General features: G+C 57.5%; 20 protein-coding genes and 1 CRISPR repeat array. Of the genes, 5 read left to right on the top strand and 15 right to left on the bottom strand.

From position 1 onward, the window contains the following. Positions 1-27: 27 nt before the first annotated feature. Positions 28-351: direct repeats of the CRISPR family, unit length 24 nt; unit sequence CTTCTAAGCTGCCTGTACGGCAGT. A 230-nt stretch (positions 352-581) separates the two neighbouring features. The 11 genes from ilvN to entC form a co-directional block, all read right to left on the bottom strand. Next, positions 582-863 carry an acetolactate synthase small subunit gene (ilvN, locus tag E2L00_RS08035; protein WP_167609436.1) on the bottom strand — a complete coding sequence of 94 codons (282 nt, stop codon included), beginning with the start codon at positions 861-863 and terminating at the stop codon, positions 582-584. Between the two features lie 3 nt (positions 864-866). Next, positions 867-2,555, bottom strand: a complete 1,689-nt coding sequence (gene ilvB, locus E2L00_RS08040) for an acetolactate synthase large subunit (RefSeq protein WP_167609439.1) — start codon at positions 2,553-2,555, stop codon at positions 867-869. Positions 2,556-2,665: 110 nt separating this feature from the next. Further along, the gene (ivbL, locus tag E2L00_RS08045; protein WP_167609442.1) at positions 2,666-2,764 is read right to left on the bottom strand and encodes an ilvB operon leader peptide IvbL; all 99 of its coding nucleotides are present in this window, start codon (positions 2,762-2,764) and stop codon (positions 2,666-2,668) included. A gap of 119 nt (positions 2,765-2,883) precedes the next feature. Further along, positions 2,884-3,906, bottom strand: a complete 1,023-nt coding sequence (locus tag E2L00_RS08050) for a CobW family GTP-binding protein (RefSeq protein WP_167609445.1) — start codon at positions 3,904-3,906, stop codon at positions 2,884-2,886. Positions 3,907-3,922: 16 nt separating this feature from the next. Further along, a complete protein-coding gene (locus tag E2L00_RS08055; RefSeq protein WP_167609448.1) occupies positions 3,923-4,120 on the bottom strand; it encodes a YbdD/YjiX family protein in 198 nt (65 codons plus the stop codon). Positions 4,121-4,213: 93 nt separating this feature from the next. Beyond that, entirely contained in the window at positions 4,214-6,319 is a 2,106-nt protein-coding gene (gene cstA / locus E2L00_RS08060) for a pyruvate/proton symporter CstA (protein ID WP_167609451.1), read from the bottom strand. Between the two features lie 187 nt (positions 6,320-6,506). After that, positions 6,507-6,923: a proofreading thioesterase EntH gene (gene entH, locus E2L00_RS08065; protein ID WP_167609454.1), complete on the bottom strand. Its 417-nt coding sequence runs from the start codon at positions 6,921-6,923 to the stop codon at positions 6,507-6,509. A gap of 9 nt (positions 6,924-6,932) precedes the next feature. Further along, entirely contained in the window at positions 6,933-7,685 is a 753-nt protein-coding gene (dhbA, locus tag E2L00_RS08070) for a 2,3-dihydro-2,3-dihydroxybenzoate dehydrogenase (RefSeq protein ID WP_167609457.1), read from the bottom strand. After that, on the bottom strand, positions 7,682-8,542 hold the full coding sequence (locus tag E2L00_RS08075; protein WP_167609460.1) for an isochorismatase: 861 nt from the start codon (positions 8,540-8,542) through the stop codon (positions 7,682-7,684). Before E2L00_RS08075 ends, dhbA begins: the two co-directional genes overlap by 4 nt. A gap of 14 nt (positions 8,543-8,556) precedes the next feature. Next, on the bottom strand, positions 8,557-10,173 hold the full coding sequence (locus tag E2L00_RS08080) for a (2,3-dihydroxybenzoyl)adenylate synthase (protein WP_167609462.1): 1,617 nt from the start codon (positions 10,171-10,173) through the stop codon (positions 8,557-8,559). Then, positions 10,174-11,355, bottom strand: a complete 1,182-nt coding sequence (entC, locus tag E2L00_RS08085) for an isochorismate synthase EntC (RefSeq protein WP_167609465.1) — start codon at positions 11,353-11,355, stop codon at positions 10,174-10,176. It lies immediately after the preceding gene. A gap of 214 nt (positions 11,356-11,569) precedes the next feature. Between entC and fepB the strand changes: the two genes are divergently transcribed. Next, a complete protein-coding gene (gene fepB, locus E2L00_RS08090) occupies positions 11,570-12,517 on the top strand; it encodes a Fe2+-enterobactin ABC transporter substrate-binding protein (RefSeq protein WP_236127708.1) in 948 nt (315 codons plus the stop codon). On the opposite strand, the gene entS is transcribed toward fepB, so the two are convergent. Continuing rightward, positions 12,518-13,774: an enterobactin transporter EntS gene (gene entS / locus E2L00_RS08095; RefSeq protein WP_167609469.1), complete on the bottom strand. Its 1,257-nt coding sequence runs from the start codon at positions 13,772-13,774 to the stop codon at positions 12,518-12,520. It lies immediately after the preceding gene. A 126-nt stretch (positions 13,775-13,900) separates the two neighbouring features. Here entS and fepD point away from each other — a divergent pair, with 126 nt between their 5' ends. From fepD to fepC, 3 genes are read left to right on the top strand one after another with little or no spacing between them, the layout of a single operon-like run. Continuing rightward, positions 13,901-14,908, top strand: coding sequence for a Fe(3+)-siderophore ABC transporter permease (gene fepD / locus E2L00_RS08100; RefSeq protein ID WP_167609472.1), 1,008 nt, complete (start codon positions 13,901-13,903; stop codon positions 14,906-14,908). Further along, positions 14,905-15,897 (top strand): iron-enterobactin ABC transporter permease, encoded by a 993-nt coding sequence (fepG, locus tag E2L00_RS08105; RefSeq protein ID WP_167609475.1) that lies wholly within the window; start codon positions 14,905-14,907, stop codon positions 15,895-15,897. Before fepD ends, fepG begins: the two co-directional genes overlap by 4 nt. Then, positions 15,894-16,694: an iron-enterobactin ABC transporter ATP-binding protein gene (gene fepC, locus E2L00_RS08110; RefSeq protein ID WP_167609478.1), complete on the top strand. Its 801-nt coding sequence runs from the start codon at positions 15,894-15,896 to the stop codon at positions 16,692-16,694. Before fepG ends, fepC begins: the two co-directional genes overlap by 4 nt. Positions 16,695-16,768: 74 nt before the next feature. Here fepC and E2L00_RS08115 read toward each other — a convergent pair whose 3' ends face one another. Genes E2L00_RS08115 through fes form a run of 3 tightly spaced genes read right to left on the bottom strand, consistent with a single transcriptional unit; the run spans position 16,769 to position 22,140 of the window. Further along, a complete protein-coding gene (locus tag E2L00_RS08115) occupies positions 16,769-20,680 on the bottom strand; it encodes an enterobactin synthase subunit F (RefSeq protein ID WP_167609711.1) in 3,912 nt (1,303 codons plus the stop codon). A gap of 11 nt (positions 20,681-20,691) precedes the next feature. After that, positions 20,692-20,910 carry an MbtH family protein gene (locus E2L00_RS08120; RefSeq protein ID WP_167609481.1) on the bottom strand — a complete coding sequence of 73 codons (219 nt, stop codon included), beginning with the start codon at positions 20,908-20,910 and terminating at the stop codon, positions 20,692-20,694. 3 nt (positions 20,911-20,913) lie between these two features. Beyond that, positions 20,914-22,140, bottom strand: a complete 1,227-nt coding sequence (gene fes / locus E2L00_RS08125) for an enterochelin esterase (RefSeq protein ID WP_338031903.1) — start codon at positions 22,138-22,140, stop codon at positions 20,914-20,916. Positions 22,141-22,416: 276 nt separating this feature from the next. On the opposite strand from fes, the gene E2L00_RS08130 reads away from it, so the two are divergent. Then, entirely contained in the window at positions 22,417-24,696 is a 2,280-nt protein-coding gene (locus E2L00_RS08130; RefSeq protein ID WP_167609487.1) for a TonB-dependent siderophore receptor, read from the top strand. Positions 24,697-24,746 lie beyond the last annotated feature (50 nt).

The raw sequence follows: 24,746 nt of genomic DNA on the forward strand, positions 1-24,746 counted from the left end.
GATCGCCGCGAACCTGAATCGGTACATCTTCTAAGCTGCCTGTACGGCAGTCCACATCATGGCCCCCTTCGGCTCCCCGTCCGTACCCTTCTAAGCTGCCTGTACGGCAGTCCACTGCTCGATATCATTTCAGCAAGTACGCGGCCACTTCTAAGCTGCCTGTACGGCAGTCCACTGAAGAAACGCCAGTCACCCATTCCTGCTGCGCTTCTAAGCTGCCTGTACGGCAGTTCACATGCCGCCGAGGATTGTCCAGTCGCTGCTGTTCTTCTAAGCTGCCTGTACGGCAGTTCACAATTCGGTACTGAACTTCTATCGTGCGCTGATCTTCTAAGCTGCCTGTACGGCAGTTCACAGAAGCTTTACATGTATAACCTCTTGATGCAAAGCGTAAAAAATGACTTGCGAAGCGAAGAACCCTTTTCTGGCGCCATTAAATTTTTATTATTAAAATCAATGCATTATAAAATGCATTAAAATTAGGGTTTCCTGTTTAACGGTAGCCACGCCGCTCTGCTGTCGTCAACTTTTTCCAAACGGCAATGGATGAAACCTGAACGTCTCACCCACCGCTTTTGAATTTACTGCACTAATGCCGTTAGCTTGCCAAATACGTCGGCGCCGTCGACGTCGCGCTTGATCTGCACCACGTCCTCCAGCTTATCTATCTCGCTGATCATCTGCTCCAGACGCTGGTCATCATTGACCTGAAGCCAGATGCGGCTCCGATCGCCGGTAGATAGCGGCAGACAGAGAATGCCTTCAACGTTAAAAGCGCGGCGGGCAAACAGACCACAAATGTGAGACATCACGCCCGGATGGTTACGCACCGTAAGTTCCAGAATAACGGTTAGCTGTTGCATGGCTTACTCTCCAATCATTTCAATATTGGCAGCGCCTGGCGGCACCATCGGGAATACTTTTTCTGCCGCATCGATGCGCACGTGGATCAGGCACGGACCCGGACGTGAGATCGCTTCCTGCAAAGCCGCCTGCGGATTTTCTGCTGCGTTTAAATCGCAGGTCGCAAGGCCAAACCCTTCGGCAATTTTGAGGAAGTTCGTCTGCCCGGAATAGGTCGCGGCAAACACATTCTGCTGATAGAACAGCGTTTGCTGTTGATGTACCAGCCCCAGCGCCTGGTTATTCATCAGGATGATTTTCACGTCCAGATTGTGCTCGGCGGCGGTCGCCATCTCCTGAATATTCATCATGATGCTGCCGTCGCCGGTGAAGCACAGCACCTTACGCTGTGGTTCTGCAAGCGCGGCGCCTACGGCGGCAGGCAGGCCAAAGCCCATCGTCCCAAGCCCGCCGGAGGTCAGCCACTGACGCGGCCGGTTCAACGGATACGCCTGCGCTACCCACATTTGATGCTGGCCGACGTCGGTGGTGATAATCGCTTCGTCATCCACGCACGCGGCGGCAGCGCTAATCAGGCCATATGGCGTCAGCGGATTATCCACGCCCGGCATGCTGAACGGAAATTCCTGCTGCAAACCAGCAACCTGTTGCAGCCAAAGCTTACGAGGCTGGGCGTCGATTGCGGGCAGCAGTTGTTCCAGCACTTCGCCCACGTCGCAGCGAATGGCGATGTGCGCCTGTTTGATTTTTCCCAGCTCGGCCCTGTCGATATCTACATGGATAATTTTCGCGTTCGGGCAGAACTGCTCGGTTTTACCGATGGCTCGATCGTCAAAACGCGCGCCCATAACGATCAGCAGATCGGCTTCCTGCAGGATGTAGTTGGTGCTGCGCGCTCCGTGCATGCCCAGCATGCCCAGCGATAAAGGATGGCTGGCAGGAATCGTACCCAAAGCCATCAGCGTCATGGTCGTTGGCAGGCTGGCTTTTTCGGCAAGCAGCCTGGCATTCGCGTGGGCGTTAATAATGCCGCCGCCCAGATACAGCACCGGGCGCTGCGCCTGGTTAATCATTGCTGCGGCATCGGCAATTTGCTGCGCTGCAAATTGTGGCGCTGGCGTGGGTTCAGAAACGGGCGGCAGTTCGCTGATGTCGATTTCGGCAGTTTGAATATCTTTCGGGATATCGATCCACACCGGGCCGGGGCGGCCGGATTCAGCAATGCGAAACGCGTCGCAGATAACCTGCGGCAGCTCGGCAATATCACGAACCAGATAGTTATGTTTGGTTATCGGAATGGAAATCCCGTAGGTATCCACTTCCTGGAACGCGTCGGTGCCAATCATCGATTTTGGCACCTGGCCGGTGATGCACACCAGCGGAATGGAGTCGAGGCGCGCATCGGCAATTGCCGTAACCAGGTTGGTGGCCCCCGGGCCGCTACAGGCGAGACACACCGCCGCTTTGCCCTGGGTACGAGCCATGCCCTGCGCCATAAAGCCCGCGCCCTGCTCGTGGCGGGCCAGAATATGACGAATTTTTTTGCTCTGACTTAGCGCATTGTAAAGCGGCAAAACGGTGCCGCCGGGGATACCGCTAACGGTGGTGATGCCGTGATGCTCCAGCATTTGCACAATCAATTGTGCGCCAGTAATACGACCTGCCTGCGGTGGGTTTTCCGAAATTGCCATGCTCCAGTCCTTCTCTCATGCCGTTTCGCTTTTCGGCCGGGGGACTAAAACAAGAAACCCCGCCCGGTTTGCGCCGGCGGGGTTTTGGAATCGATGCGTTGATTCAGACCCTACGGCGCATTGCCGACGACGACCACCACACGCACGACGACCACCGCGGCTGGTAGCGCGGTAAGTAGTAGGGCTGCGTTGCGAGTGAATGGAGTCATTTGGGTCTCGAATTAATGAGTAACCTAAAGTTAACGTGAAAATCATACAAACATACTGCTTCGTTTCGCACAACAGCTTTATCTCTGTTAGCAAAAAATCGTGCGTAAGATCACATCATTTAAATAGCTGTTGCAGCAAATTCCCGTTGCAGTTCGTCAACCGGCAGGTAGCGGCCAATAATCACCAGCTTTGAGATACGGGACTCGGTTGGCTGCCATGCTGAGCCATAATCAAAGCCCGCTACCTTATGCACGCCCTGCACAATCAGGCGCTGCGGATTATCGGCAATCGCCAGTACGCCTTTGTAGCGCAGCATATCGTTGCCAAAACGGGCGATGCAGCTTTCCATAAAAGCGCCAATTTTTTTCAAATCCAGCAGGCCCGCGTCAAAAACATGCGCCTGAATAGCATCATCCCAGGACTGTTTTACCGCTGCTTTACGGAACGGCTGGAAGCGGGAAACGTGCTGGCTGTCCGCGCGGATAATATGAAATCCTCCCGCCAGCTCGACGTTATCCGTAAGTTCAAACGCATTGAGATCGAGCCAGAGATCTGCCGGACATTCGCCGTTAGCGATCTCGTAGATCTCCGCTTTGCTGTTGATCCGATGGATCCTTGCCAGCGCCTGAGCTTTTGTTTCTTCGTCAACGCGATCGGATTTTGTAAGTAAAATCCTGTCCGCAAAACCTAGCTGTGAAGCAGCTACGGCATGCTCATCAAGCTGACGGGAAATATGTTCCGCATCGGCAAGGGCTATCACCGCATCCAGACGCAGCGCCTCGCGCAGGCGTTCATCAACGAAAAAGGTCTGCACGATGGGTGCCGGGTCGGCAAGGCCGGTGGTTTCTACTATCAGCCTTTCGAATCGCAGTTCGCCCGCAGCGCGTTTATCCAGCATTTCACTCAGCGCTGCCGTAAATTCACCCCGCACGCTGCAACATACGCAGCCATTGCTCAGCTCCACCACGTTGACGTTTTCTCCGCCACGCAGCAGCGCGCCATCAATATTCACGGCGCCAAATTCGTTTTCAAGGATGGCGACAGGCTGGCTGTCATTATGGGCGAGGAAATAGTTCAGCAGGGTTGTTTTCCCGGCGCCGAGAAAACCGGTCAGTAGCGTGACAGATACCGCTTCATTCATGTCAAAATCCTTAAGTTTAACAGCAGCGAGCGCCGCCTTTACCGCCATAACGCGCGTCCTGACGCTCGCGGAAAAACGCTTCATAGGTCATCGGCGTCTGCTCAGGATGGGTGAGACGCATGTGCTGCACATAGTTGTCGTAATCCGGCACGCCGACCATCAGTTTGGCGGCCTGGCCGAGATATTTTCCTGCTTTGGCAAGGGTATCGAACATGGTTTCTCCTGGAACGGTGGATGGCGCGTTGCTTATCCACCCTACAAAACCCAAGGCGGGTAAGCGCAAAGCGCCACCCGCCTCCGGTCGGTGCTAGTGCGCGTTCTTAGCCTGCGTCACGATATCTTCGTAATCCTCAGGCATCGGTTCGTACGGCGTTTCGTTGGCGGTTGGCTTATCTGTTTTCAGCGCCTGAAGCGCCGTTTTAATCGAGAACAGGCCCAGCACCACAACGACCACCATAAAGAAGATGGTCAGCCCGGCATCCAGACGGTTGTTGAACACCAGCTGCGAAAGCTGCGACTGGGTGTACTGCGCCGGAATATTGCCGCTGTCGATCATCGCCTGGAACTTATTAGCCACGGCCAGGAAGCCCACTTTCGCATCCGGGCTAAAGGATTTCTGCCAGCCTGCCGCCAGGGTACAAATCAGCAGCCAGGCCGTCGGCACCAGCGCCACCCAGGCGTATTTCTGCCTTTTCATTTTGAACAGGACGACCGCGCAGAGCATCAGCGCCATCGCCGCCAGCATCTGGTTGGCAATCCCAAACAGCGGCCACAGGGTATTAATACCGCCGAGCGGATCGACCACGCCCTGATGCAGGAAGTAACCCCACGCCAGCACGCACAGTGCGGTTGCCAGTAAGTTCGCTGGCAGAGAGTCGGTTCTCTTAAGCCCCGGAGAGATAACGCCCAGCAGATCCTGCAACATAAAGCGCGCCGCACGCGTTCCCGCATCCACCGCCGTGAGGATAAACAGCGCTTCGAACAGGATAGCAAAGTGGTACCAGAAGGAGACGTCCATCAGGCCGCCCAGCGCGCCGTGCAGAATGTAAGCCATGCCCACGGCTAAGGTTGGCGCGCCGCCCGCCCGCGAAATAATGCTCTGCTCGCCCACTTCATTAGCGATGTTGCTCAGGGTGTCCGGGGTTATCTGGAAGCCCCAGCTACTCACTACGCTTGCCGCAGAAGCCACCACGTCCGTCGCCCCTGCGGGCGCCAGCACCGCCAGCGGGCTATTCATCGCAAAGTACACGCCCGGGTCGATAACGCAGGCCGCAACCAGCGCCATGATCGCCACGAACGATTCCATCAGCATGCCGCCGTAGCCGATAAAACAGGCCTGGTTTTCATTAGCCAGCATTTTCGGCGTGGTGCCAGAGGCGATAAGCGCGTGGAAACCAGACACTGCGCCACAGGCGATGGTGATAAACAGGAACGGGAACAGGTCGCCTGCCCACACCGGACCGGTGCCATCGATAAATTTGGTCAACGACGGCATTTGCAGCGTTGGACGCATAATCAGAATACCGATAGCCAGCCCAATAATCGTGCCGATTTTCAGGAAGGTAGAAAGGTAATCACGCGGAGCCAACAGCAGCCACACGGGCAGCACCGCCGCCACAAAGCCATAGCCCACCAGTATCCACGTCAGCTGCACGCCGGTGTAGTCAAAGTACGGCGCCCAGGTTGCGCTTTGCGCTACCCAGCCGCCGGAAATGATAGCGAAAACCAGGCACACCAGGCCGATAATCGACACCTCACCGATACGCCCTGGACGCAGATAACGAATATAAACCCCCATAAACAGCGCCAGCGGAATGGTAAACGCGACGGTGTACGTCCCCCACGGGCTGTGGGTCAACGCTTTCACCACGATCATCGCCAGCACCGCCAGGATAATCACCATGATCATAAAGCAGGCAACAAGCGCGATAACGCCTGCGGTATTGCCCATCTCTTCTTTCACCAGTTCACCCAACGAACGTCCGTCGCGGCGGGTGGAGACAAACAGCACCATAAAGTCCTGTACCGCACCGGCCAGCACCACGCCCGCCAGCAGCCAGAGCATGCCCGGCAGATAGCCCATCTGTGCAGCAAGCACCGGCCCGACCAGAGGCCCGGCCCCGGCAATGGCGGCAAAATGGTGACCGAAAAGCACTTTTTTATCCGTCGGCACATAATCCAGCCCGTCGTTATGGCGCACGGCAGGCGTCATACGGGTGGCATCAACGGTTAATACGCGTTTAGCGATAAACAGTCCGTAATAGCGATACGCAATAAGATAAACGCAGACCGAGGCAACCACGATCCATAGCGCGTTGATCTGTTCGCCCCGGTTAAGGGCGATATAGCCGAGCGCGAATGCCCCGATAACCGCGAGCACTGCCCATACGAGGTGTTTCCCTGGGTTCGTCATAATTGTTTTCCATTGTCAGGCCAGAAGCGTGAGGTGTTACATTTTGTTTCTAGAACAAAAGGTTGGATTTAACAATATGGAACCTGCGGAATACGCTGGTTTGACCGGGTCTTTACATCAGCTTGTTAAGGAGATCACTTTGTGATGTAAAGACGCGGTAAAAAGTTGTGGGTCCGAGATGCGGTTATTAACCCAACACCGCCGTCGTCAAACGGCTGGTACAGCAGCGCTTGCCGCGGATATCAAAGATGGCAATCTCCCAGACCTGGGAAGATTTACTGAGGTGCAGCGGTTTGCATACGCCGCGTACCTTTCCTGACGCCACGGCGCGGTGATGGCTGGCGCTGATTTCCGTCCCCACCACGCACTGCCCTTCTGAGGTGGTCAGAAACCCGGCCATCGATCCCAGCGTTTCCGCCAGCGCAACCGAAGCGCCGCCGTGCAGCAGACCGAACGGCTGATGGGTGCGTTCATCCACCGGCATTTCCGCTTCCAGACTCTCTTCATCCATGCGCGTAAAAGTGATGCCGAGCCGCGCCACCATGGACTTCTCGCCCATGCTGTTTAGTTCATCCAGCGTGAGCTGTCGTTTCCAGATACTCATTGCTTTTCCTTACGCGCCGAGCGTCGCGCCGCCGTCAATCACAATGTCCTGCAAGGTGATATGGCTGGCATGAGATGAGGCGAGGAACATAATAGTGCTGGCGATCTCCTGCGGACGAGCGATTTTGCCCAGCGGGATGCCCAGCTTGAACTGCTCCGGAAAACCTTTGATGCGCTGCTGTTCCGCATCCGGCGTTTTCCAGAGCCGGCGTTGCATGTCGGTATCGGTGGAACCCGGGGATACCAGATTGCAGCGCACGCCGAACGGGGCAAGTTCCAGCCCAACGGTCAGCGCCAGGCTTTTCAGCGCGGCTTTCGATGCGCCATAGGCAGACATGCCGGTGCGCGGAGTGTGGGCCGCGTCAGAAGCGACGGTCACGACCGCCCCGCTGCGCTGTTCGCGAAAGCGCGGCATGGTCGCCCGGAACATATTGAATGCCCCGCCCACGTTGACCGCAAAAGTCTCCTGCCAGTCCTGTAACGAAAGCGTATCCGTTGCGCCCATGCGCAGAATACCGGCGGCATTGACCAGCACGTCCAGCTGCGGCGCATCGCCCAGTAACCGCTGAGTGACGGCCGTAACCTGTTCCGCATCCGCTACGTTAAGCGTTTCGGTCGCAAAGGGATAATCATCCAGCGGGAAAGCCAGATCGAAGCCGATAACCGTGGCACCGGCGGCGCTGAACGCCAGCGCGGTGTGATAGCCAATGCCTTTGCCCGCGCCGGTTACCCAGACGCGCTGGCCGCTAAAGTCTGTGCTCATGCCTGCGGCTCCCGCGACAGCAGCGCCCACCAGGCGTCAATGGTCGGGTTTTTCGCCAGCATCACGAAATCGATATCGGCGTGAATTTTGCGCCAGCTCGCAGCTAAAGCCATCATGCGCACGGAATCCAGACCGTAATCGATCAGGTTTTCGTCATCTTCGGGGATGTCGGATTCATCAAGCAGCGGCAGCACCAGATTACGCAGTTGCTCTTTGTTCTGCGGAGCAGATTCCGGCAGCAGATCGCGGGTCATCACCACGCGCCCGGAGCGGCCTGCGGTATATTTCAGCGCCATCATGTGCTCTTCGCGGCTGAAATCAGCCAGCGCGTCTGCCACCATAAACGGCTTGATGTCGCGCATAAACGCGTCGGTAGCGGTGGTCATACAGCCGATATGGGCGTACACGCCGCAGATAATTAACTGGTTACGGCCGGTTTCCTTCAGGCTTTGCTCCAGCGGTGAGCGGATAAACGCGCTGTAGCGCCATTTGGTCAGCACCGTGTCGTTTTCATCGGGCGCAAGGGCGGCGACAACTTTCTGGCGCTCGGGATGTTTGTTCAGGCCCGGCCCCCACATATCGTTTAACAGCGCGCGATCCTCGTCGCTCTGGTTGTTCGGCTGCGCGGTGTAGTAAACCGGGATATTGTTGCGTTTACAGTAGCTTCTCAGCGCGGCGATATTGTCGATAACCTGCTGGATCATCGGGCAGTTGTCGCCCCAGAAATCGATAAAATATTCTTGCATATCATGGATTAACAGAGCAGCGCGCTCGGGCTCAAAGGCCCACTGCACTTTGCTTTGCGGCAGGTCGGCAGCCGTCGGTAAGGAATATGCGTTCAGTTTTGGAATAGCCATAGTTTCTCCGTCAATCAGGAAGCCAGCTGTTTTTGGGCAATCAGCTGGCGCAAACGTTTTTTGTCCACTTTGCCAACCGGCGTAAGCGGCAGGCTTGCAACAATTTCGATACGATCCGGGAGTTTGAATTCCGCAATGCCCAGCTCGCGCAGGTAGCGGCGGATCTCCACGGCGCGGAACGGGCGGCTGCCTACGATAAACGCGCAGCTTTTCTCACCCAGCAGGCTGTCTTCCATCGATACCAGCGCGGCGTGGATTATTTCTTCGTGGCGCAGCAGCAGGTTTTCGATCTCCTCGGCGGCGATCTTCTCTCCGCCGCGGTTAATCTGATCTTTTTCGCGGCCCTGAACGGTGATGTAGCCGTCCTCAGCAATCGAGATCAGATCGCCGGATGAGTAAAACCCGTTGGCGTCGAAGGCGCTGGCATTGTGTTCCGGGCTGCGGTAATAGCCACGGAAAGTGTACGGGCCGCGCGTCATCAGGCGGCCGACTTCACCCTGCGGCAGCGGATCACCGTTTTCATCGGCCACCCACACTTCGTCGTCCGGGCACATAGGTTTACCCTGGGTTTTGAAGATGTGTTCGTTGTCGTCATCAAGGCGCGTGTAGTTCACCAGGCCTTCTGCCATGCCGAACACCTGCTGGAGCTGGCAGCCAATTTCAGCCGGAATACGCGCCGCCAGCGCTTCACTCAGGCGTGCGCCGCCGACCTGTAATAAAGTCAGCGACGTCAGCGACTGGTTGCTGCCCCACTCGCTAATCGCCTGTAGCCAAAGGCTGACGGCAGGCGGAACCAGGGCAGTAACGTTTACCTGATGGCGTTCGATAAGCGGGAAGCACAGCGTGGCGCTCGGATCGCCCGCCAGCACCACGCGGCCGCCTGCATAAAACACGCCAAGCGAGCCTGGCGAACTTAACGCATAGTTGTGCGCGGCAGGAATTGCGCATAAAAAGCGGGTATCTGCATCGAACCGGCAGATTTCCACGCTGCGGCGAATGCTGTAGTAGTAATCGTTATGCGTGCGTGGAATGAGTTTCGGCGTGCCGGTGGTGCCGCCGGAAAGCTGGAAGAAGGCCACTTCATCTGCCGCCGACGACGTAGCGACAAAGCCATCTTCCGGCTCGCTGATAAACGCGCTGAGTGAACGGCTACGTTCGTTTTCGTTCAGCAATACCGCCATGCGCAGAGAAGGATTCTGGCTGCACAGGGCGTTCAGGAAATCGTCGTGCGCAAAAAGGTTGTGCTTGCGGTCGGCGATAAGTAACGCTGGCTCAAGCTGCTTTGCGTAGGCTTCAAGCTCGGTACGCTGGTGGCTGAACAAGGCATTAACGGGCGCAACACCAATCTTCAGCAGCGCAAACAGGGTGATATAGAGTTCCGCCACGTTGCCAAGCTGCACCAGCGCAGTCTCGCCGGTACGTAAACCGCGGCGTTGCAGCGCGCAGGCCAGGCGGGTGGCTGCCTGCTCCAGATCGCGATAGCTGTAATGACGCTCGCCGTCGATAAGCGCAATGGCGTCATTTTTGGCATGACGGCTCAGGATATCGGTAAGCGGCAGATCGGCCCAGTAGCCTTTTTCGCGATAGCGTGCGGCCAGATCCTCCGGCCAGCGGGTGAATTGAATCGCCATTTAATTAAGTCCAAATACGTTAAGCATGGTGGAAAGTTTTACGCCCGTTTCGCGCCACTCGGATTCCGGCGACGAGGCGGGCACAATGCCCGCGCCGGCAAATAAACGAACCTGTTTATTCGCCACGCGTGCGCAACGAATAGTAACCACCCACTCGCCGTTACCTTCGGCATCGCACCAGCCGACAATACCGCCGAACAGCTGGCGGTCGAACGGTTCCAGCTCGGCAATTAACCGTTGTGCAACGTCGTGGGGGAAACCGCTGAGCGCGGGAGTTGGGTGCAGCAGGCAGGCAAGCGACAGCGCGTTGTCCCTGGGATCTTTCGTTTCGCCGTCAATTGGCGTGGCAAGGTGCCAGAGCGTTGGCGTGGTAATCAGTTCAGGTACATCCGGCAGCGCCAGATAACGGCTGCGCGGCTGTAGTACGTTTTGCATCGCGCTGGTGACCAGGCCATGTTCATGACGGTCTTTGGCTGAATTCATCAGCGCCTCGCCAACCGCTTTGTCACGCCGGGCATCTGCTTTATCGCGACGGGCAGAACCGGCCAGCGGCAGCGAACTGAACGTTTCGCCATCTTTACGCAGCAGCAGCTCAGGGCTTGCGCCCAACAGCGAACCGCCATCGGGCAGCGGGACGTGGAAGTTAAAGCTGGCAGGATTCTGCGCAATTAGCCGGTTTAACAGGGCAGCGATATCAATCGGCGCGGCGTTTTCGATATCTATCAGACGCGAAAGAACCACTTTATCAATACCCGGCTGGCGGGTTGCGGCGGCGGCATGCGCCACCATTTCCATAAATTTATCCTGCTCAGGAATGGCTTTGCGGGTAACGATGCCCGGCTGTATCACCGTCTTGCTTTGCTGGGCTTCCTGCTGGCGTTGAGGACGCGAAAACGCCTGCCAGTTTTGCGGAATAAACAGCGCAGACGGCTGTTGGGTATCAAACGGAATCGCGCCCACGACTATCGGCTTCTCAATCCCCTGTTTTCCGGCGCGTGCAAAGGCATCCTGCAGCTGTGTTTGCAGGTTGCCCTGCACATTCGCACCATCTTCAGCGGGACAATCCAGCCGCGTAAAGCAGCCCTGAGTTGAAAAACTCCGATAAGGAGACATAAAGAAAAAGCTATCCGCGCAAGGGGTTAGCTGCTTTTTCTGTGGCTCCTCGGCCAGTAATGTATCCATGCGTTCTCCGTTAAAAATGATAAAGGATATTAATAATAATTATCATTTGTATTTCGGTGTCGTAACCTAAAGAGAATCCTTCTCTCTGTCAATCGGGACAAAACTTTTTTAACCATTCCCACGCTTGCACCGATACGGCATAATCATGAAAATGAGAAGCATTATTGATTACTTTAACAGGATCGCCCGCGTGAAAATCAGAATTCCCTCAGCCCTGGTTAATCTTACTTTTAGCACCGCTTTACTGTTGGGCCTCAGCAATTTAGCCCACGCCGCCGACTGGCCGCGCCAGGTTATAGACGGCCGCGGTACGCACATGCTGACACAGGCGCCGCAACGTATTGTTTCCACCAGCGTCACGCTGACCGGCTCGCTGCTGGCCATTGATGCGCCGGTGATCGCCAGCGGGGCAACTACGCCCGGCAACCGCGTGGCAGACAGCCAGGGTTACCTGCGCCAGTGGGGAAAAATCGCCAAAGAGCGTAACGTTAATCGCCTCTACATCGGTGAGCCAAGCGCCGAAGCCGTGGCCGCACAGATGCCGGATTTAATCCTGATAAGCGCCACCGGCGGGGATTCCGCCCTTGCCCTTTATGACCAGCTTTCCGCTATCGCCCCCACGCTTGTTATCAATTACGATGACAAAAGCTGGCAGCAGGTACTGACGCAGCTCGGTACGATAACCGGCCATGAAAAACAGGCCGCTGAGCGCATTGCCAGCTTTGATAAACAGCTTACAGATGCGAAAAAACGTATTACGCTGCCGCCGCAGCCCGTTACCGCGCTGGTCTACAGCCCCGCCTCCCGCTCCGCGAACGTCTGGACGCCTGAATCCGCGCAGGGCAAATTACTCCAGCAGCTTGGGTTCAGGCTCGCAACGGTGCCGCAAGCTATTCACACCAGCCAGAGCATGGGCAAACGCCACGACATCCTGCAGCTTGGCGGTGAAAACCTCGCGGCTGGCCTGAACGGGGAGAGCCTTTTCCTGTTCGCCGGCGACGAGAAAGACGCGAGCGCGCTGGAAAATAACCCGCTGCTTTCGCACCTGCCAGCGGTAAAAAACAAGCATGTCTATCCGTTGGGCACCGAAACGTTCCGTCTCGATTACTACAGCGCAAGCCGGATACTGGAGCGCATGACCGAGCTGTTCGCCAACGGGTAATTATTTTGCCGTTGCCGTCTCGGACTCCACCGGGGCGGCCTGCTGATAGCGACGCAGCTGCACCAGCACAACCGCCAGCGCCACGCCGATTAAGGCCAGCACCAGCCCACCCGAACTTGCCGCCGCAACGGGCGTCATGGCAACCGTCATCCCACCCAGAATCGCAGCGCCAATGGCATCGCCCGTGACGTTCTGTGCCGTCCACAATCCGTTGATGCGACCCAGCATGCTATCCGGCGTAAGCGACTGAATCAGCGTGTATTGCAGCAGCGAGCTGATGGCGCTGAGATAGCCAAACAGCGCAAGGCAGGCCAGCCCCAGGCCCCAGACGGGCATCAGGCTGAACAGGCCAACCGCAATAAAAGACACGATGCCGCTTATCAGCATAATCGCACCGGGACGAGCGTGATGGGCGATGCGCCCGCTGGTCAGCGCGCCAGTCGCCGCGCCAAGAGGAACGGCGGCATACATCAGACCGATTTGCCCGGCGCTCATCTGCCAGTGTCCAGCCAGTGCCGGATACAGCACGCGCACCGCGCTCGCCATAGTCAGCAGCGCCCCTACCAATGCAATGCCGCCAATAATTGGGTGGCTTATCAGAAAACGCAGCCCGTTAAGCAGGGAAAGCAGAGGATTTTCCCGCGCCTGCGGAGGCGGCGGTAGCTGCGGTAGACTCAGCAGCGGGATTAACGTCACAAAGGTGCCGATAGAGGCCAGCCCGTAGTTCCAGACTACGCCGCCGGATGCCAGCAGCAGCCCGCCGATCATCGGCGAAATGACCGAGCCAAGGCGCACCGTCAACATGGTGATCGCCCCCGCCTGCATTAAGTTTTCACGGCCAACCAACGTGGGCGTCGCCGCCAGCAGCGCGGTCACGCCAATCGCACCAAAGAAGCCATCCCACACGCCGAGCAGATAGATAGCGGCCAGCGAAGGAACCGGCAGCGCCGCGTTGAGCGTCAGCCCGATAAAGCCTAATCCGCAGGTTGAACGCGCCAGCAAAATAAGACGGCGGCGCTCGTGGCGGTCCGCCAGCACCCCGCCCATCATCAGCCCGATAAACATCGAGCCGCCCGTCAGCGTTACCGCAAGACCGACCTGCAACGAAGAACCCGTCAGCGTTTGGATTTGTACCGGCACGGCTACGCCCAGCAACCCCAGCGAGACGATGGAGATAAAACGAGCGAGAAACACGGCGCGGAATGCCGGATGGGTTTTCAGCAGGCTGAGATTTAACAACAAAGAATTGCGGTTCATTACATGACCTTAAAACGAATTTTTCTTTCCGGGTGCGTGGCGGCTCATGCTACCATAAACAAATAAGAGTGATAATGATAATAACTATCATTTAATTTCACGTAAGGTTATTTGTCGGGCGGAAATATGTCGGCTTCGCGGTTATCAGCACGCACGCTTGTTCTGCTGATCCTGTTTTTTTTGCTTTTATTAATGGCTACTCTCAGTTTGTTATCAGGCGCAAAATCGCTGCCGGTTGATGTGGTGATAGCTGCGCTCGGCGGTCAGTGCCAGAGCGCGGATTGCACCATCGTGCTGGACGCGCGTCTGCCACGAACGCTGGCGGGTATTCTCGCTGGCGGTGCGCTTGGCCTCGCCGGAGCGCTGATGCAAACGCTCACCAGAAACCCCCTCGCCGATCCCGGCCTGCTTGGCGTTAACGCCGGTGCCAGCTTTGCTATCGTTGTCGGTGCTGCGGTCTGGGGCCTGACATCCCCGTTTGCCCTTCTCGGGCTGGCGTTTTTCGGCGCGCTAATGGCGACGCTGGTGGTGGCGTTTACCGGCAGCCAGGGCGGCGGGCAGCTTAGCCCGGTCCGCCTGACGCTGGCAGGCGTTGCGTTGGCCGCGGTGCTGGAAGGCCTGAGCAGCGGCATCGCATTGCTTAATCCGGTGGTCTATGACCAGCTCCGCTTCTGGCAGGCCGGTTCACTTGATATCCGCACCCTTTCTTCGCTGAAGATTATTCTCGTCCCGCTGCTTGCGGGCGGCGCGATTGCGCTGTTGCTCGGCCGCTCGCTTAACAGTCTGAGCATGGGCAACGATACCGCTACGGCGCTGGGCAGCAAAGTTGCGCGAACCCAGCTATGCGGTTTAATTGCCATTACGCTGCTGTGCGGAAGCGCTACGGCGGCGGTCGGGCCTATTGCGTTTATCGGCCTGATGATGCCGCACCTGGCCCGCTGGCTGGTGGGCGCCGATCACCGCTGGTCGCTTCCCGTTACCCTGCTCGCCACGCCAACGCTTCTCCTGCTCGCCGATATCATTGGCCGCATGCTGGTGCCTGGCGAGCTGCGCGTGTCGGTGGTCAGCGCCTTTATCGGCGCGCCGATGCTGATTTATCTGGTGCGTCGCCAGCGTAAAGGGGGCGGATTATGAATCGCCTCTCCCCTCGCCTGATTATGCTGTGCCTGCTGTTGATTTTCTTCAGCCTGGCGCTTGGCGTATGGAGCCTTGGCAGCGGCGTGCTTCCGCTTTCGGCAGGCCAGGTTGTTGAAGCATTGCTCGGCTATGCGCCGCGTAATATTTCCCTGGTGGTGGTTGAATGGCGGCTGCCGCGCGTGTTAATGGCCTTACTAATCGGCGCGGCGCTGGGCGTGAGCGGTGCAATATTTCAGTCACTGATGCGCAACCCGCTCGGCAGCCCGGACGTAATGGGCTTTAATACCGGCGCCTGGAGCGGCGTGCTGATAGCCATGGTGCTGTTTGGTCAGCACCAGACGGCCATTGCCGCCGCCGCGATGGCAGGCGGCGTGTTCACTTCGCTGGTGGTATGGCTGTTTGCCTGGCGCAACGGCATCGAAACCTTCCGCCTGATTATTATCGGCATCGGCGTACGCGCCATGCTGGTGGCGTTTAATACCTGGCTTTTGCTGCACGCGTCGCTGGAGACCGCGCTCTCTGCGGGATTATGGAATGCGGGTTCCCTGAACGGTTTGACCTGGGCCAAAACCTTCCCCGCCGCGCCTTTAATGCTGCTGGCGCTGGCGGCTGGCGCGCTGTTAGTGCGTCGTATGCGGCTGCTGGAGATGGGGGATGACAGCGCCTGCGCCCTCGGGGTTTCCGTTGAGCGTTCGCGTATGATGCTGATGCTGACCGGGGTAATCCTCACCGCTGCCGCTACCGCGCTTGCCGGGCCGATATCCTTTATTGCGCTTGTCGCCCCGCATATTGCCCGTCGTCTGAGCGGCACTTCCCGCTGGGGCTTATTACAGTCAGCGTTGTGCGGCGCGGCTTTATTACTCGGCGCGGATCTCTGCGCCCAGCGTCTGTTTATGCCGTACCAGTTGCCGGTAGGCGTGGTGACCGTGAGCCTCGGCGGCATCTACCTTATTGCGTTGTTGATTCAGGAGTCCCGTAAGAAATGAGCCAGATCTCCACTCCATCGCGTCTGTACGGCGAGCAGCTTACGCTGGGATACGGCGCTCACGTGGTGGCCGACGGGTTGACCGTCACCATTCCTGACGGGAAATTCACCGCGATTATCGGCCCGAACGGCTGCGGTAAATCAACGCTGTTACGCACGTTAAGTCGCCTGATGAAGCCTACGGCAGGCCAGGTATGGCTTGATGGTAATGAAATTCATCGTTTTGCGACCAAAGAAGTGGCGCGGCGCATCGGCCTGCTGGCGCAAAACGCCAGCGCGCCGGGTGATATCAGCGTGGCTGAACTGGTGGCGCGAGGACGCTATCCGCACCAGCCGATGTTTACCCGCTGGCGTGAAGAGGATAGCAGCGCTGTCACCCGCGCCATGCAGGCGACACATATTGAAGACCTGGCCGATCAGCCTGTGGATACGCTATCCGGCGGCCAGAGGCAGCGCGCATGGATTGCGATGGTGCTGGCGCAGGAAACCTCCATCATGCTGTTGGATGAGCCGACCACCTGGCTGGACATCAGCCATCAGATTGATTTGCTGGAGCTGCTGAGCGAGCTAAACCGTGAGCAGGGCTATACGCTGGCGGCGGTGCTGCACGATTTAAATCAGGCCTGCCGCTACGCCACGCATTTAATTGCGCTGCGCGACGGGAAAATCGTTGCTGAAGGCGCTCCGGGCGATATCGTCACCCCGGAACTGATTGAGGCAATTTACGGCCTGCGCTGCATGATTATTGAAGATCCGGTGGCGCATACGCCGCTGGTCGTGCCGCTGGGACGAACCTGAAGTCGCTAAATTCTATTGCCAGACATGTCAGCAGCGGGTGAAGCCCCCCTTTCCAAAAGAGAGGAGGGCCTGAATTACAGGGCCAGCACCCGCTGTAGCACCGGTCCAATCTCAACAAACGCATCCGGGGAAATAATATCCACGTGGGCGCAGTCCAGACGATGAACGTCCAGCTCGGCTATCCACGGCGCCCAGGTTTTTTGCGGGTCCATGCCTTCCGGCAGCGTTCGTTCCGCAACAAACAGCGTCGCTTTCCCGGCGAACGTTGCGCTGCTGGCCGTAGACAGCAGCCGTACCGCATCCCCGTAGTTACCTTCAATGGCCTGGAACAGCGCGTCTGAGGTTTGCCCCTGCTGCGCCGCAACAAAGGCTTCACGTTCGCGGTCAATCTCTTCCAGCACCGCCGGATCGAGTTCGTTCGCGCCCTTCTCCGCCCAGTTCTGCGTTTCTGGCGGCCAGGTATCGAGCAGGCCGAGGAAGACGACTTCTTCCCCTGCGGCTTCGAGCCTGGCGGCAATGCCCTGCGCCAGCGTACCGCCGAGAGAATAGCCCATCAGATAATACGGCCCGTGTGGCTGTAAGTTACGCAACGTCGCCAGATGCGCCTCGCAAACCTGTGCCAGATTTTCCGCCTGCTGCATCGGGCCTGCTGGACGCGGCGACTGGATGCCGGTTATCGACCAGCGCGGGTCAAGATAGCGTTGCAGCACGCTAAACTGCCAGGCAAAACCAGAAGCCGGATGGAAGCAGTACAGCGTCGGCCCGGTACTTTTACGCAGCGGCAATACGGCATCAAAACCTGCGCGATTCGCCTCTTCTTCGCTGCGTTCTTCCGCCAGCACTTCCGCAAGCTGGCCAACGGTAGAAGCTACCATTATCTGGCCCGGCGTCACCGGTATTTTCAGCTTGCGTCTGAGATCCGCGGCCAGGCGCATCGCTAACAGCGAATGCCCGCCAAGCGCGAAGAAATCATCATTTATCGACTGGATCCCGCAGCCAAGCAGGCTGGCAAAGGCTTCGGCGATGGTCTTTTCGATTTCGCTTTCTGGCGCACGGCCAGCACCACGCCGGGCCATTTCCGGCAGCGGTAATGCTTTGCGGTCGAGCTTACCGTTGGCGCTGAGCGGGAAATCCTTCAGCTGCACCAGCGCCACCGGCACCATGTGCGCAGGCAGCATATCTGCCAGCTGTTCACGCATGGAATCAACGGGTAATGGAGCGCCCGATGTGGAAACCAGATAACCCACCAGCTGACGCGCATCGCCGCCGCTGACCGCAGCACCCTGATTGAGCACGCAGGCATGCGTCACCGCCTGAGCAACATCTTCCAGCGCCTGCATCGCCCGGTCGATATCCCCAAGTTCAATGCGCTGACCGCGAATTTTAAGCTGATCGTCGCTGCGCCCCAGATATTCCACCGCACCGTTTTCCAGCCAGCGCGCCACATCGCCGGTGCGATACATACGCTCACCGGCAGCAAAAGGATCGGCAATAAAACGGCTTGCCGTCAGATCCGGACGTGAAAGGTATCCCTGCGCCAGCTGGATCCCGGTGAGATAAAGATCGCCTGCGATCCCCACCGGCACCGGGCGCATCGCGGCATCCAGAATGCGCAATCCTGTATTCCATACCGGCCAGCCAATCGGCACGCTGCTGCCCGCAACACGGGCCAGTTCGTTACCAAACGCCGGATACCAGCTTACGTCCACGGCGGCCTCGGTTGGGCCATACAGATTGTGCAAAGGCGCGTGCGTAAGCTGCTGCCACTGGCGGCACAGATCCGCAGGCAGCGCTTCACCGCTACAGAACACGCGTCGCAACGTAGCGCAGGATAAAATTGCCTCATCGCTGGTGAGCGCGGTAACAAACGCCGCCAGCATTGACGGTACAAAATGCGTGGTCGTAACGCGATAGCGGGTAAATAACCGTTGCAGCGCCTCGGGATCGCGGTGCGCTTCAGGCGGCGCCATTACCAGTTGCGCGCCGACTATATACGGCCAGAAAAACTCCCAGACCGACACATCGAAACTGCACGGCGTCTTCTGCAAAACGACATCTTCGTCGTTCATGGGGTAATGGTTTTGCATCCACAACAGCCGGTTAACGATAGCCTGCTGCCCTACCATTACGCCTTTCGGACGACCGGTTGAACCGGAAGTAAAGATCACGTAGGCGGTATGTTCCGGCTGTGAAAGATCCAGATGCTCCGGCAGATCCGCCGCCGCCAGCTCATGCTCATAGCAGAAGGTTTTCAGCCCGTTAATAACGCTAAAGCGAGACAGCTGTTCGGCTGAGGTAATCAGCAGGCGCGGGGCGGCATCTTCCAGCATCATTTGCAGGCGCTCATCCGGATAGCCGGTATCCAGCGGCAGCCAGGCGGCCCCCGCTTCGACAATTGCCTGCAACGCCAGCGACAGGAAGACCGAGCGCGGAAGAGCCACGGCAACCACATCGCCCGGTTTAACGCCCTGAGCGATTAACGCATTTGCCAGCGCCAGCACCTGGTGGCGCATTTCCCGGTAGGTGAACTGGTGATGTTCATCGGCCAAAGCCGGCGCGTCCGGCGTGCGGCGTGCCTGTTCGGCTATCAGGCTACTCAATGTGGTGGCTGGCACCGGTGTTTGCGTATCATTGACGCTTTCCAGCAAGGCGGTTTCGGCGTCATGCAGCAATTCGGCATCCACGCAACGTAATGCGGAATTAGCCGCAAACTGGCGTAATAATAGCGGCAGGCGAGCCATATGCTGCTGCAACGCCTGCGCCTCATAGCGTTCCTCGTTTGCCAGCAGTTCGAGGGAGAAGTCGCCCTGTTCGCTGATGTATAAAGCAATTTCCAGATCGCGTACCGGGCCGGAAGCCAGCTGATGCGTAATGCCCTCTATGCCGGCAAAGTCGAGACGGTAATCGAACATTTTCAGGTTCAGCACCGGACCAAACAGCGGCTCGCCGCTGGAGATTTGGCCCAGATCGCGCTGGATTTGCTCAGCGTCGTAGCGCTGATAACGACGCATTCCTTTCAGCTCTTTCGCAAGTTCCTGCGCCAGTTCGGGTAGCGTGGCATTTGGCCGGATGCGCACGCCAAACGGCAGAACGTTCAGCACCGGGCCGGTCGCGCACAGCGCGCTTGAGCCGATGCGGCGCATAAAGATAAAGCCGGCGGAATAGTCGGCGCGTCCGCTTAACCGGCCGAGCCACAGCGCGACCAGGCCAAGCGCCATATCTGCGGCGCTCAGACCGCTACCGGCCACCAGCCTGCGAAAATCTTCCCTGTCAAAACTTAGCGTCTGGCGGATAAGCTTCGTGGTGGAGCCCTGCCCGCTAAGCGGCTGCGTGGAAAGCGTGGCTGGCAACGGCAGCTGACGAGCTTTATCAGCCCAGAAAGCCGCGTCTCGTTTCCAGGCATCGCTTTCACGGTAACGTTCGTATTCCGCAACCACGTCGCTAAACGGCGTAAACGGTGATGGTTCCGGCTGTTCATCACGGCAGTAAGCCGTATAAATATTCGCGATCCTGCGGGTGATAGCAGTGAAGCTGAAGCCATCGACAACCAGATGATGAAAACGCTGATACCAGAACCAGCGCGTGTCGCTCAGGCGCAGCAGTTCGTGGTGATAAAGCGGCTTTTGGCTTGCGAGGCGCAAATCCTGGTCAAGATCGTCACGCATAATCGCAAGCGCAGCGGCCCGTGGATCGGTCTCATTGCGCAGATCGCGACAGGTGGGCGCCGCGAAAACGGCGGCAGGATCGATCCACTGCCTGGCAATGCCATCCACTTCACCAAAGCGCATGCGCAGGGTATCGGCCTCCGTCATGCCGGCAATAATCGCCCTGCATAACAGCGCCTCATCAAGACTTCCGTTTAATTCTACATAGTGCGCCACGCTCCATGCGTTGGGCTGCGGCGAAAGCTGATCCGCCATCCAGATACCGGGTTGCGCAGCCACCAGCGGCAGCATGTCAGTTTGTTGCACTACGGGTGTTGTCATCAGCACTTCACTCACTTCGCCTCTCCTTCACGAACAAAAGAGACCGGTTGTAAATTCGTCCAGTTAGCGTTAAGCCAGCTATTGCAGATCTCCGGCACAGCGGGCTCGCACACTACCTGCCAGCCTGCGGGCAGCGCACAGTTTTCCGGCCATAGGCTGAACTGTTTTGCAGCATTTTCGAGGATGAAAAAACGGCCCTGCGGGGCGTCGAAAGGATTACTGTATTCCATGCCTTACTCCTGTCTAATCGGGGCTTGCCAGAGCCAGGCCAGCCCGTCAAGCAGGCCGCCACGCCAGCAAAGCGCATCGTGTCCACCGTCAACTTCGCGGTAGAAAACAGCTCGCTGTGTTTGTTGTAATAAGGGATAAAGGCGAAGATTTGCCCGGTGAATAAGCGGTTCACGCATGCCCGCCTCAAGGTAAATACGCAATGGTTCAGGTTTGATTTGCCCTTCCCGTAGCTGCCTGATAAGCAGCCCATCCTGCTGCTGAGGATCGCGCTTCGGCCACCAGTAAGAACCGGACTGGCTGAGCACGCAGCCGAACGTTTCAGGCCAGTGTAACCCGGCATATAGCGATGACAATCCGCCAAAGCTTTGCCCGGCCACGACCGTGGTTTGCGGGTTATTATTCCATGCCGCATATTCCCGTAGCTGAGGGAGAAGCTCTTCCTGCACCGCCAGCCAGAAATCTGAATTACAGGGTAGCTCCCGGCTGCGGTGCGCGTTATCAATAACATCTATCAGCACATAGATGGCTTCCGGCAGCGCGCCAGCGTTGGTCTGTGCCTGAAGAGCTGGCCACGCGGGCATGCCTTCCGCCCAGAATTGCCCGTCGAGTAAAATAGCCAGCGGACGCTGTTCCGGTGCGCTATCACCGGTTGCGAAAATCCACACGCGGCGCTTGTTTCCCAGCCGCTTGCTCTGCCAGGTGATGCACTGCGCGGGTTCCCAGCAAGCTGCCGGGGTATCCCAGCCCGGTTGTAGCGACGCATCGGGCAGATGAAGCGCAGAAACAGGGTGTCCGCGTCCGCCTCGCCAGCTGTCCGGGTTAAACGGGTCGGCAACCGCATGCGGCAACGTTTTGCGCCAGCCTTCGCGCAGAGCGACAGGATCTGGCGCTTCTCCGGTAAGCGCCGCTGCGGGAAAGTCGTCTTCACCGGAAGAGGGGATCAGGCAGTAGCTACCGCGCCATGACGAGCTGAGCCGTGCTTGCCATTGCCAGACATCGGTGCCCGCGACGCGCTCCAGCGTTTGCGGATGGGAACGCTGATGGTGGTCGGTCACGCCGGTGATATAAATCCATACGCGCTTGATGTCCGATGTGCGCTCGTCTCCTGCCGGATCGCGCCACCAGAACGTCACGGTGCAACTGCCGTCCTTTCCACAGACGACGGACGGCCCGCGCTGCGCCGCAATCTCCTGCCACCAGCTGTCACTTCCGATCTGCGTCTTAGCCACCAAATCATAACCTTTTGTTATTAATAGCATAAATTTCATTGCTCAGAAATATATTGATAATACTATTGATAATTATTTTCATTTGCAATAGCGTATTCGCGCTCGTTGGGCTACGGCTCCTGAGCGAAAACAACCAGTTGCCGAATGCCAGGGAAAATGCTGCTCTTTAATTCAGCATCGTCGCGCGGTATCGGTATGACTCATGGACATCCATGCTGCACTCCGGCCCTCTGGGCAAGGAAGATACGGAGGACAGCGTTCAAGCAGGCCGTCATAATGAATAAGAAGATCCAATATTCCCTTGCGATGCTCATCAATATGGGAATTTACAGCGTTGCGCCTCCGGCATTTGCGCAAGAGAACGCTGCTGACAGCAAAGAAACCGCACAAAATCCCGCTCAAGAAGAAACGATGGTAGTAACGGCCGCCGAGCAGAACCTGCAGGCTCCGGGCGTCTCTACCATCACCGCCGAAGAACTTAAAAAGCGCCCTTCCGCGCGTGATGTCTCTGAAATCATCCGTACCATGCCGGGCGTAAACCTGACCGGCAACTCTACCAGCGGACAGCGCGGCAACAACCGCCAGATTGATATCCGCGGCATGGGGCCGGAAAACACCCTGATTCTGGTCGACGGTAAACCAGTAACCAGCCGAAACTCCATTCGCCTGGGCTGGCGCGGCGAGCGAGATACCCGCGGCGATACCGGCTGGGTGCCGCCGGAAATGATCGAGCGTATCGAAGTGATTCGTGGCCCTGCGGCGGTACGTTACGGCAACGGCGCGGCGGGCGGGGTGGTGAATATCATCACCAAAAAATTCAACGATGGCTGGCATGGTTCCTGGAATACCTATTTCAACGCACCGGAACATAAAGAAGAAGGTTCCACCAAACGCACCAACTTTAGCCTGAATGGCCCGCTGGGCGACGATTTTAGCTTCCGTCTGACCGGCAACCTCGATAAAACCCAGGCCGATGCGTGGGATATCAACCAGGGCCATCAGTCGGCTCGGACAGGGAACTATGCCGATACGCTGCCTGCAGGACGCGAAGGGGTAGAGAACAAAGATATCAACGGCGTCATGCGTTGGGACTTCGCGCCGATGCAGTCTCTTGAACTGGAGGCCGGTTACAGCCGTCAGGGCAACCTGTATGCCGGTGATACGCAGAACACCAATAACGACAATAAAACCAACGGCTATGTGAAGAAGAACTATGGCAAGGAGACCAATCGCCTCTATCGCCAGAACTACGCGCTGACCTGGAACGGCGGCTGGGACAACGGTATCACCACCAGCAACTGGGTGCAGTACGAGCACACCCGTAACTCTCGTCTTGGCGAAGGCCTGGCTGGCGGTCTCGAAGGGCTATTTAATAGCAATGCGTTTACCGACATCGACCTTAGCGATGTCATGCTGCACAGCGAGATCAGCCTGCCGTTCGAGCTGCTGGTTAACCAGAACCTGACGCTGGGTACGGAGTGGAACCAGCAGCGGATGAAAGACATGTCCTCCAACGGGCAGGCGTTGACGGGTAAAAATACCGGCGGCGCTATCGACGGCATTGATTCAGCCAACCGTAACCCTTACTCCAAAGCAGAGATTTTCTCGCTGTTTGCCGAAGACAATATCGAAGTGACCGATTCCACAATGCTGACGCCAGCCTTGCGTTTCGATCACCACACGATTGTGGGCAATAACTGGAGCCCGTCGCTCAACCTTTCTCAGGGTCTGGGCGATGATTTCACCCTGAAAATGGGCATTGGCCGTGCTTATAAAGCACCGAGCCTGTATCAGACCAACCCAAACTATATTCTGTACAGTAAAGGCCAGGGCTGTTACGCCAGCGCCGATGGCGTCGGCTGCTACATGATGGGTAACGACGACCTTAAAGCCGAAACCAGCATCAACAAAGAGATCGGTCTTGAGTTCAAACGCGACGGCTGGCTGGCCGGTGTGACCTGGTTCCGTAATGATTATCGCAACAAGATTGAGGCGGGCTATGCGCCAGTTACCTCAAACTCCAGCGGTACTGATATCTACCGGTGGGAAAACGTGCCGAAAGCGGTAGTGGAAGGACTTGAGGGTACGTTGAACGTGCCGGTTAGCGATACGGTTAACTGGAGCAACAACATTACCTATATGCTGCAAAGCAAGAACAAGGAGACCGGTGACCGACTGTCGATTATTCCTGAGTACACGCTGAACTCTACGCTGAGCTGGCAGGTTGTGCAGGATGTTTCCGTACAGTCAACCTTCACCTGGTACGGCAAGCAGCAGCCGAAGAAGTACAACTACAAAGGTCAGCCCGTCACCGGGTCTGAGAAAGATGAAGTGAGTCCGTACAGCATCGTTGGCCTGAGCGCGAGCTGGGATGTGACCAAAAACGTCAGCCTGACCGGCGGCGTGGATAACATTTTCGATAAGCGACTGTGGCGTGCGGGTAATGCTCAAACCACCGGTAGCCTCACCGATGCTTCTTATATGGCGGGCGCAGGCGCGTACACCTACAACGAACCTGGACGTACTTACTATATGAGCGTAAATACGCACTTCTAAGCGTGAGCGGGAGGAGGTTTACCTCCTCCTTAAAACTTATGCACTATCAG

It is taken from the genome of Cedecea colo, from assembly GCF_011808225.1.
Classification (GTDB): Bacteria; Pseudomonadota; Gammaproteobacteria; order Enterobacterales; family Enterobacteriaceae; genus Dryocola; species Dryocola colo.

Coding starts and splice junctions, on each gene's coding strand:
- ilvN (WP_167609436.1), bottom strand. CDS start 863: ATGCAACAGCTAACCGTTATTCTGGAACTTACGGTGCGTAACCATCCG.
- ilvB (WP_167609439.1), bottom strand. CDS start 2,555: ATGGCAATTTCGGAAAACCCACCGCAGGCAGGTCGTATTACTGGCGCA.
- ivbL (WP_167609442.1), bottom strand. CDS start 2,764: ATGACTCCATTCACTCGCAACGCAGCCCTACTACTTACCGCGCTACCA.
- E2L00_RS08050 (WP_167609445.1), bottom strand. CDS start 3,906: ATGAATGAAGCGGTATCTGTCACGCTACTGACCGGTTTTCTCGGCGCC.
- E2L00_RS08055 (WP_167609448.1), bottom strand. CDS start 4,120: ATGTTCGATACCCTTGCCAAAGCAGGAAAATATCTCGGCCAGGCCGCC.
- cstA (WP_167609451.1), bottom strand. CDS start 6,319: ATGACGAACCCAGGGAAACACCTCGTATGGGCAGTGCTCGCGGTTATC.
- entH (WP_167609454.1), bottom strand. CDS start 6,923: ATGAGTATCTGGAAACGACAGCTCACGCTGGATGAACTAAACAGCATG.
- dhbA (WP_167609457.1), bottom strand. CDS start 7,685: ATGAGCACAGACTTTAGCGGCCAGCGCGTCTGGGTAACCGGCGCGGGC.
- E2L00_RS08075 (WP_167609460.1), bottom strand. CDS start 8,542: ATGGCTATTCCAAAACTGAACGCATATTCCTTACCGACGGCTGCCGAC.
- E2L00_RS08080 (WP_167609462.1), bottom strand. CDS start 10,173: ATGGCGATTCAATTCACCCGCTGGCCGGAGGATCTGGCCGCACGCTAT.
- entC (WP_167609465.1), bottom strand. CDS start 11,355: ATGGATACATTACTGGCCGAGGAGCCACAGAAAAAGCAGCTAACCCCT.
- entS (WP_167609469.1), bottom strand. CDS start 13,774: ATGAACCGCAATTCTTTGTTGTTAAATCTCAGCCTGCTGAAAACCCAT.
- fepD (WP_167609472.1), top strand. CDS start 13,901: ATGTCGGCTTCGCGGTTATCAGCACGCACGCTTGTTCTGCTGATCCTG.
- fepG (WP_167609475.1), top strand. CDS start 14,905: ATGAATCGCCTCTCCCCTCGCCTGATTATGCTGTGCCTGCTGTTGATT.
- fepC (WP_167609478.1), top strand. CDS start 15,894: ATGAGCCAGATCTCCACTCCATCGCGTCTGTACGGCGAGCAGCTTACG.
- E2L00_RS08115 (WP_167609711.1), bottom strand. CDS start 20,680: ATGACAACACCCGTAGTGCAACAAACTGACATGCTGCCGCTGGTGGCT.
- E2L00_RS08120 (WP_167609481.1), bottom strand. CDS start 20,910: ATGGAATACAGTAATCCTTTCGACGCCCCGCAGGGCCGTTTTTTCATC.
- E2L00_RS08130 (WP_167609487.1), top strand. CDS start 22,417: ATGAATAAGAAGATCCAATATTCCCTTGCGATGCTCATCAATATGGGA.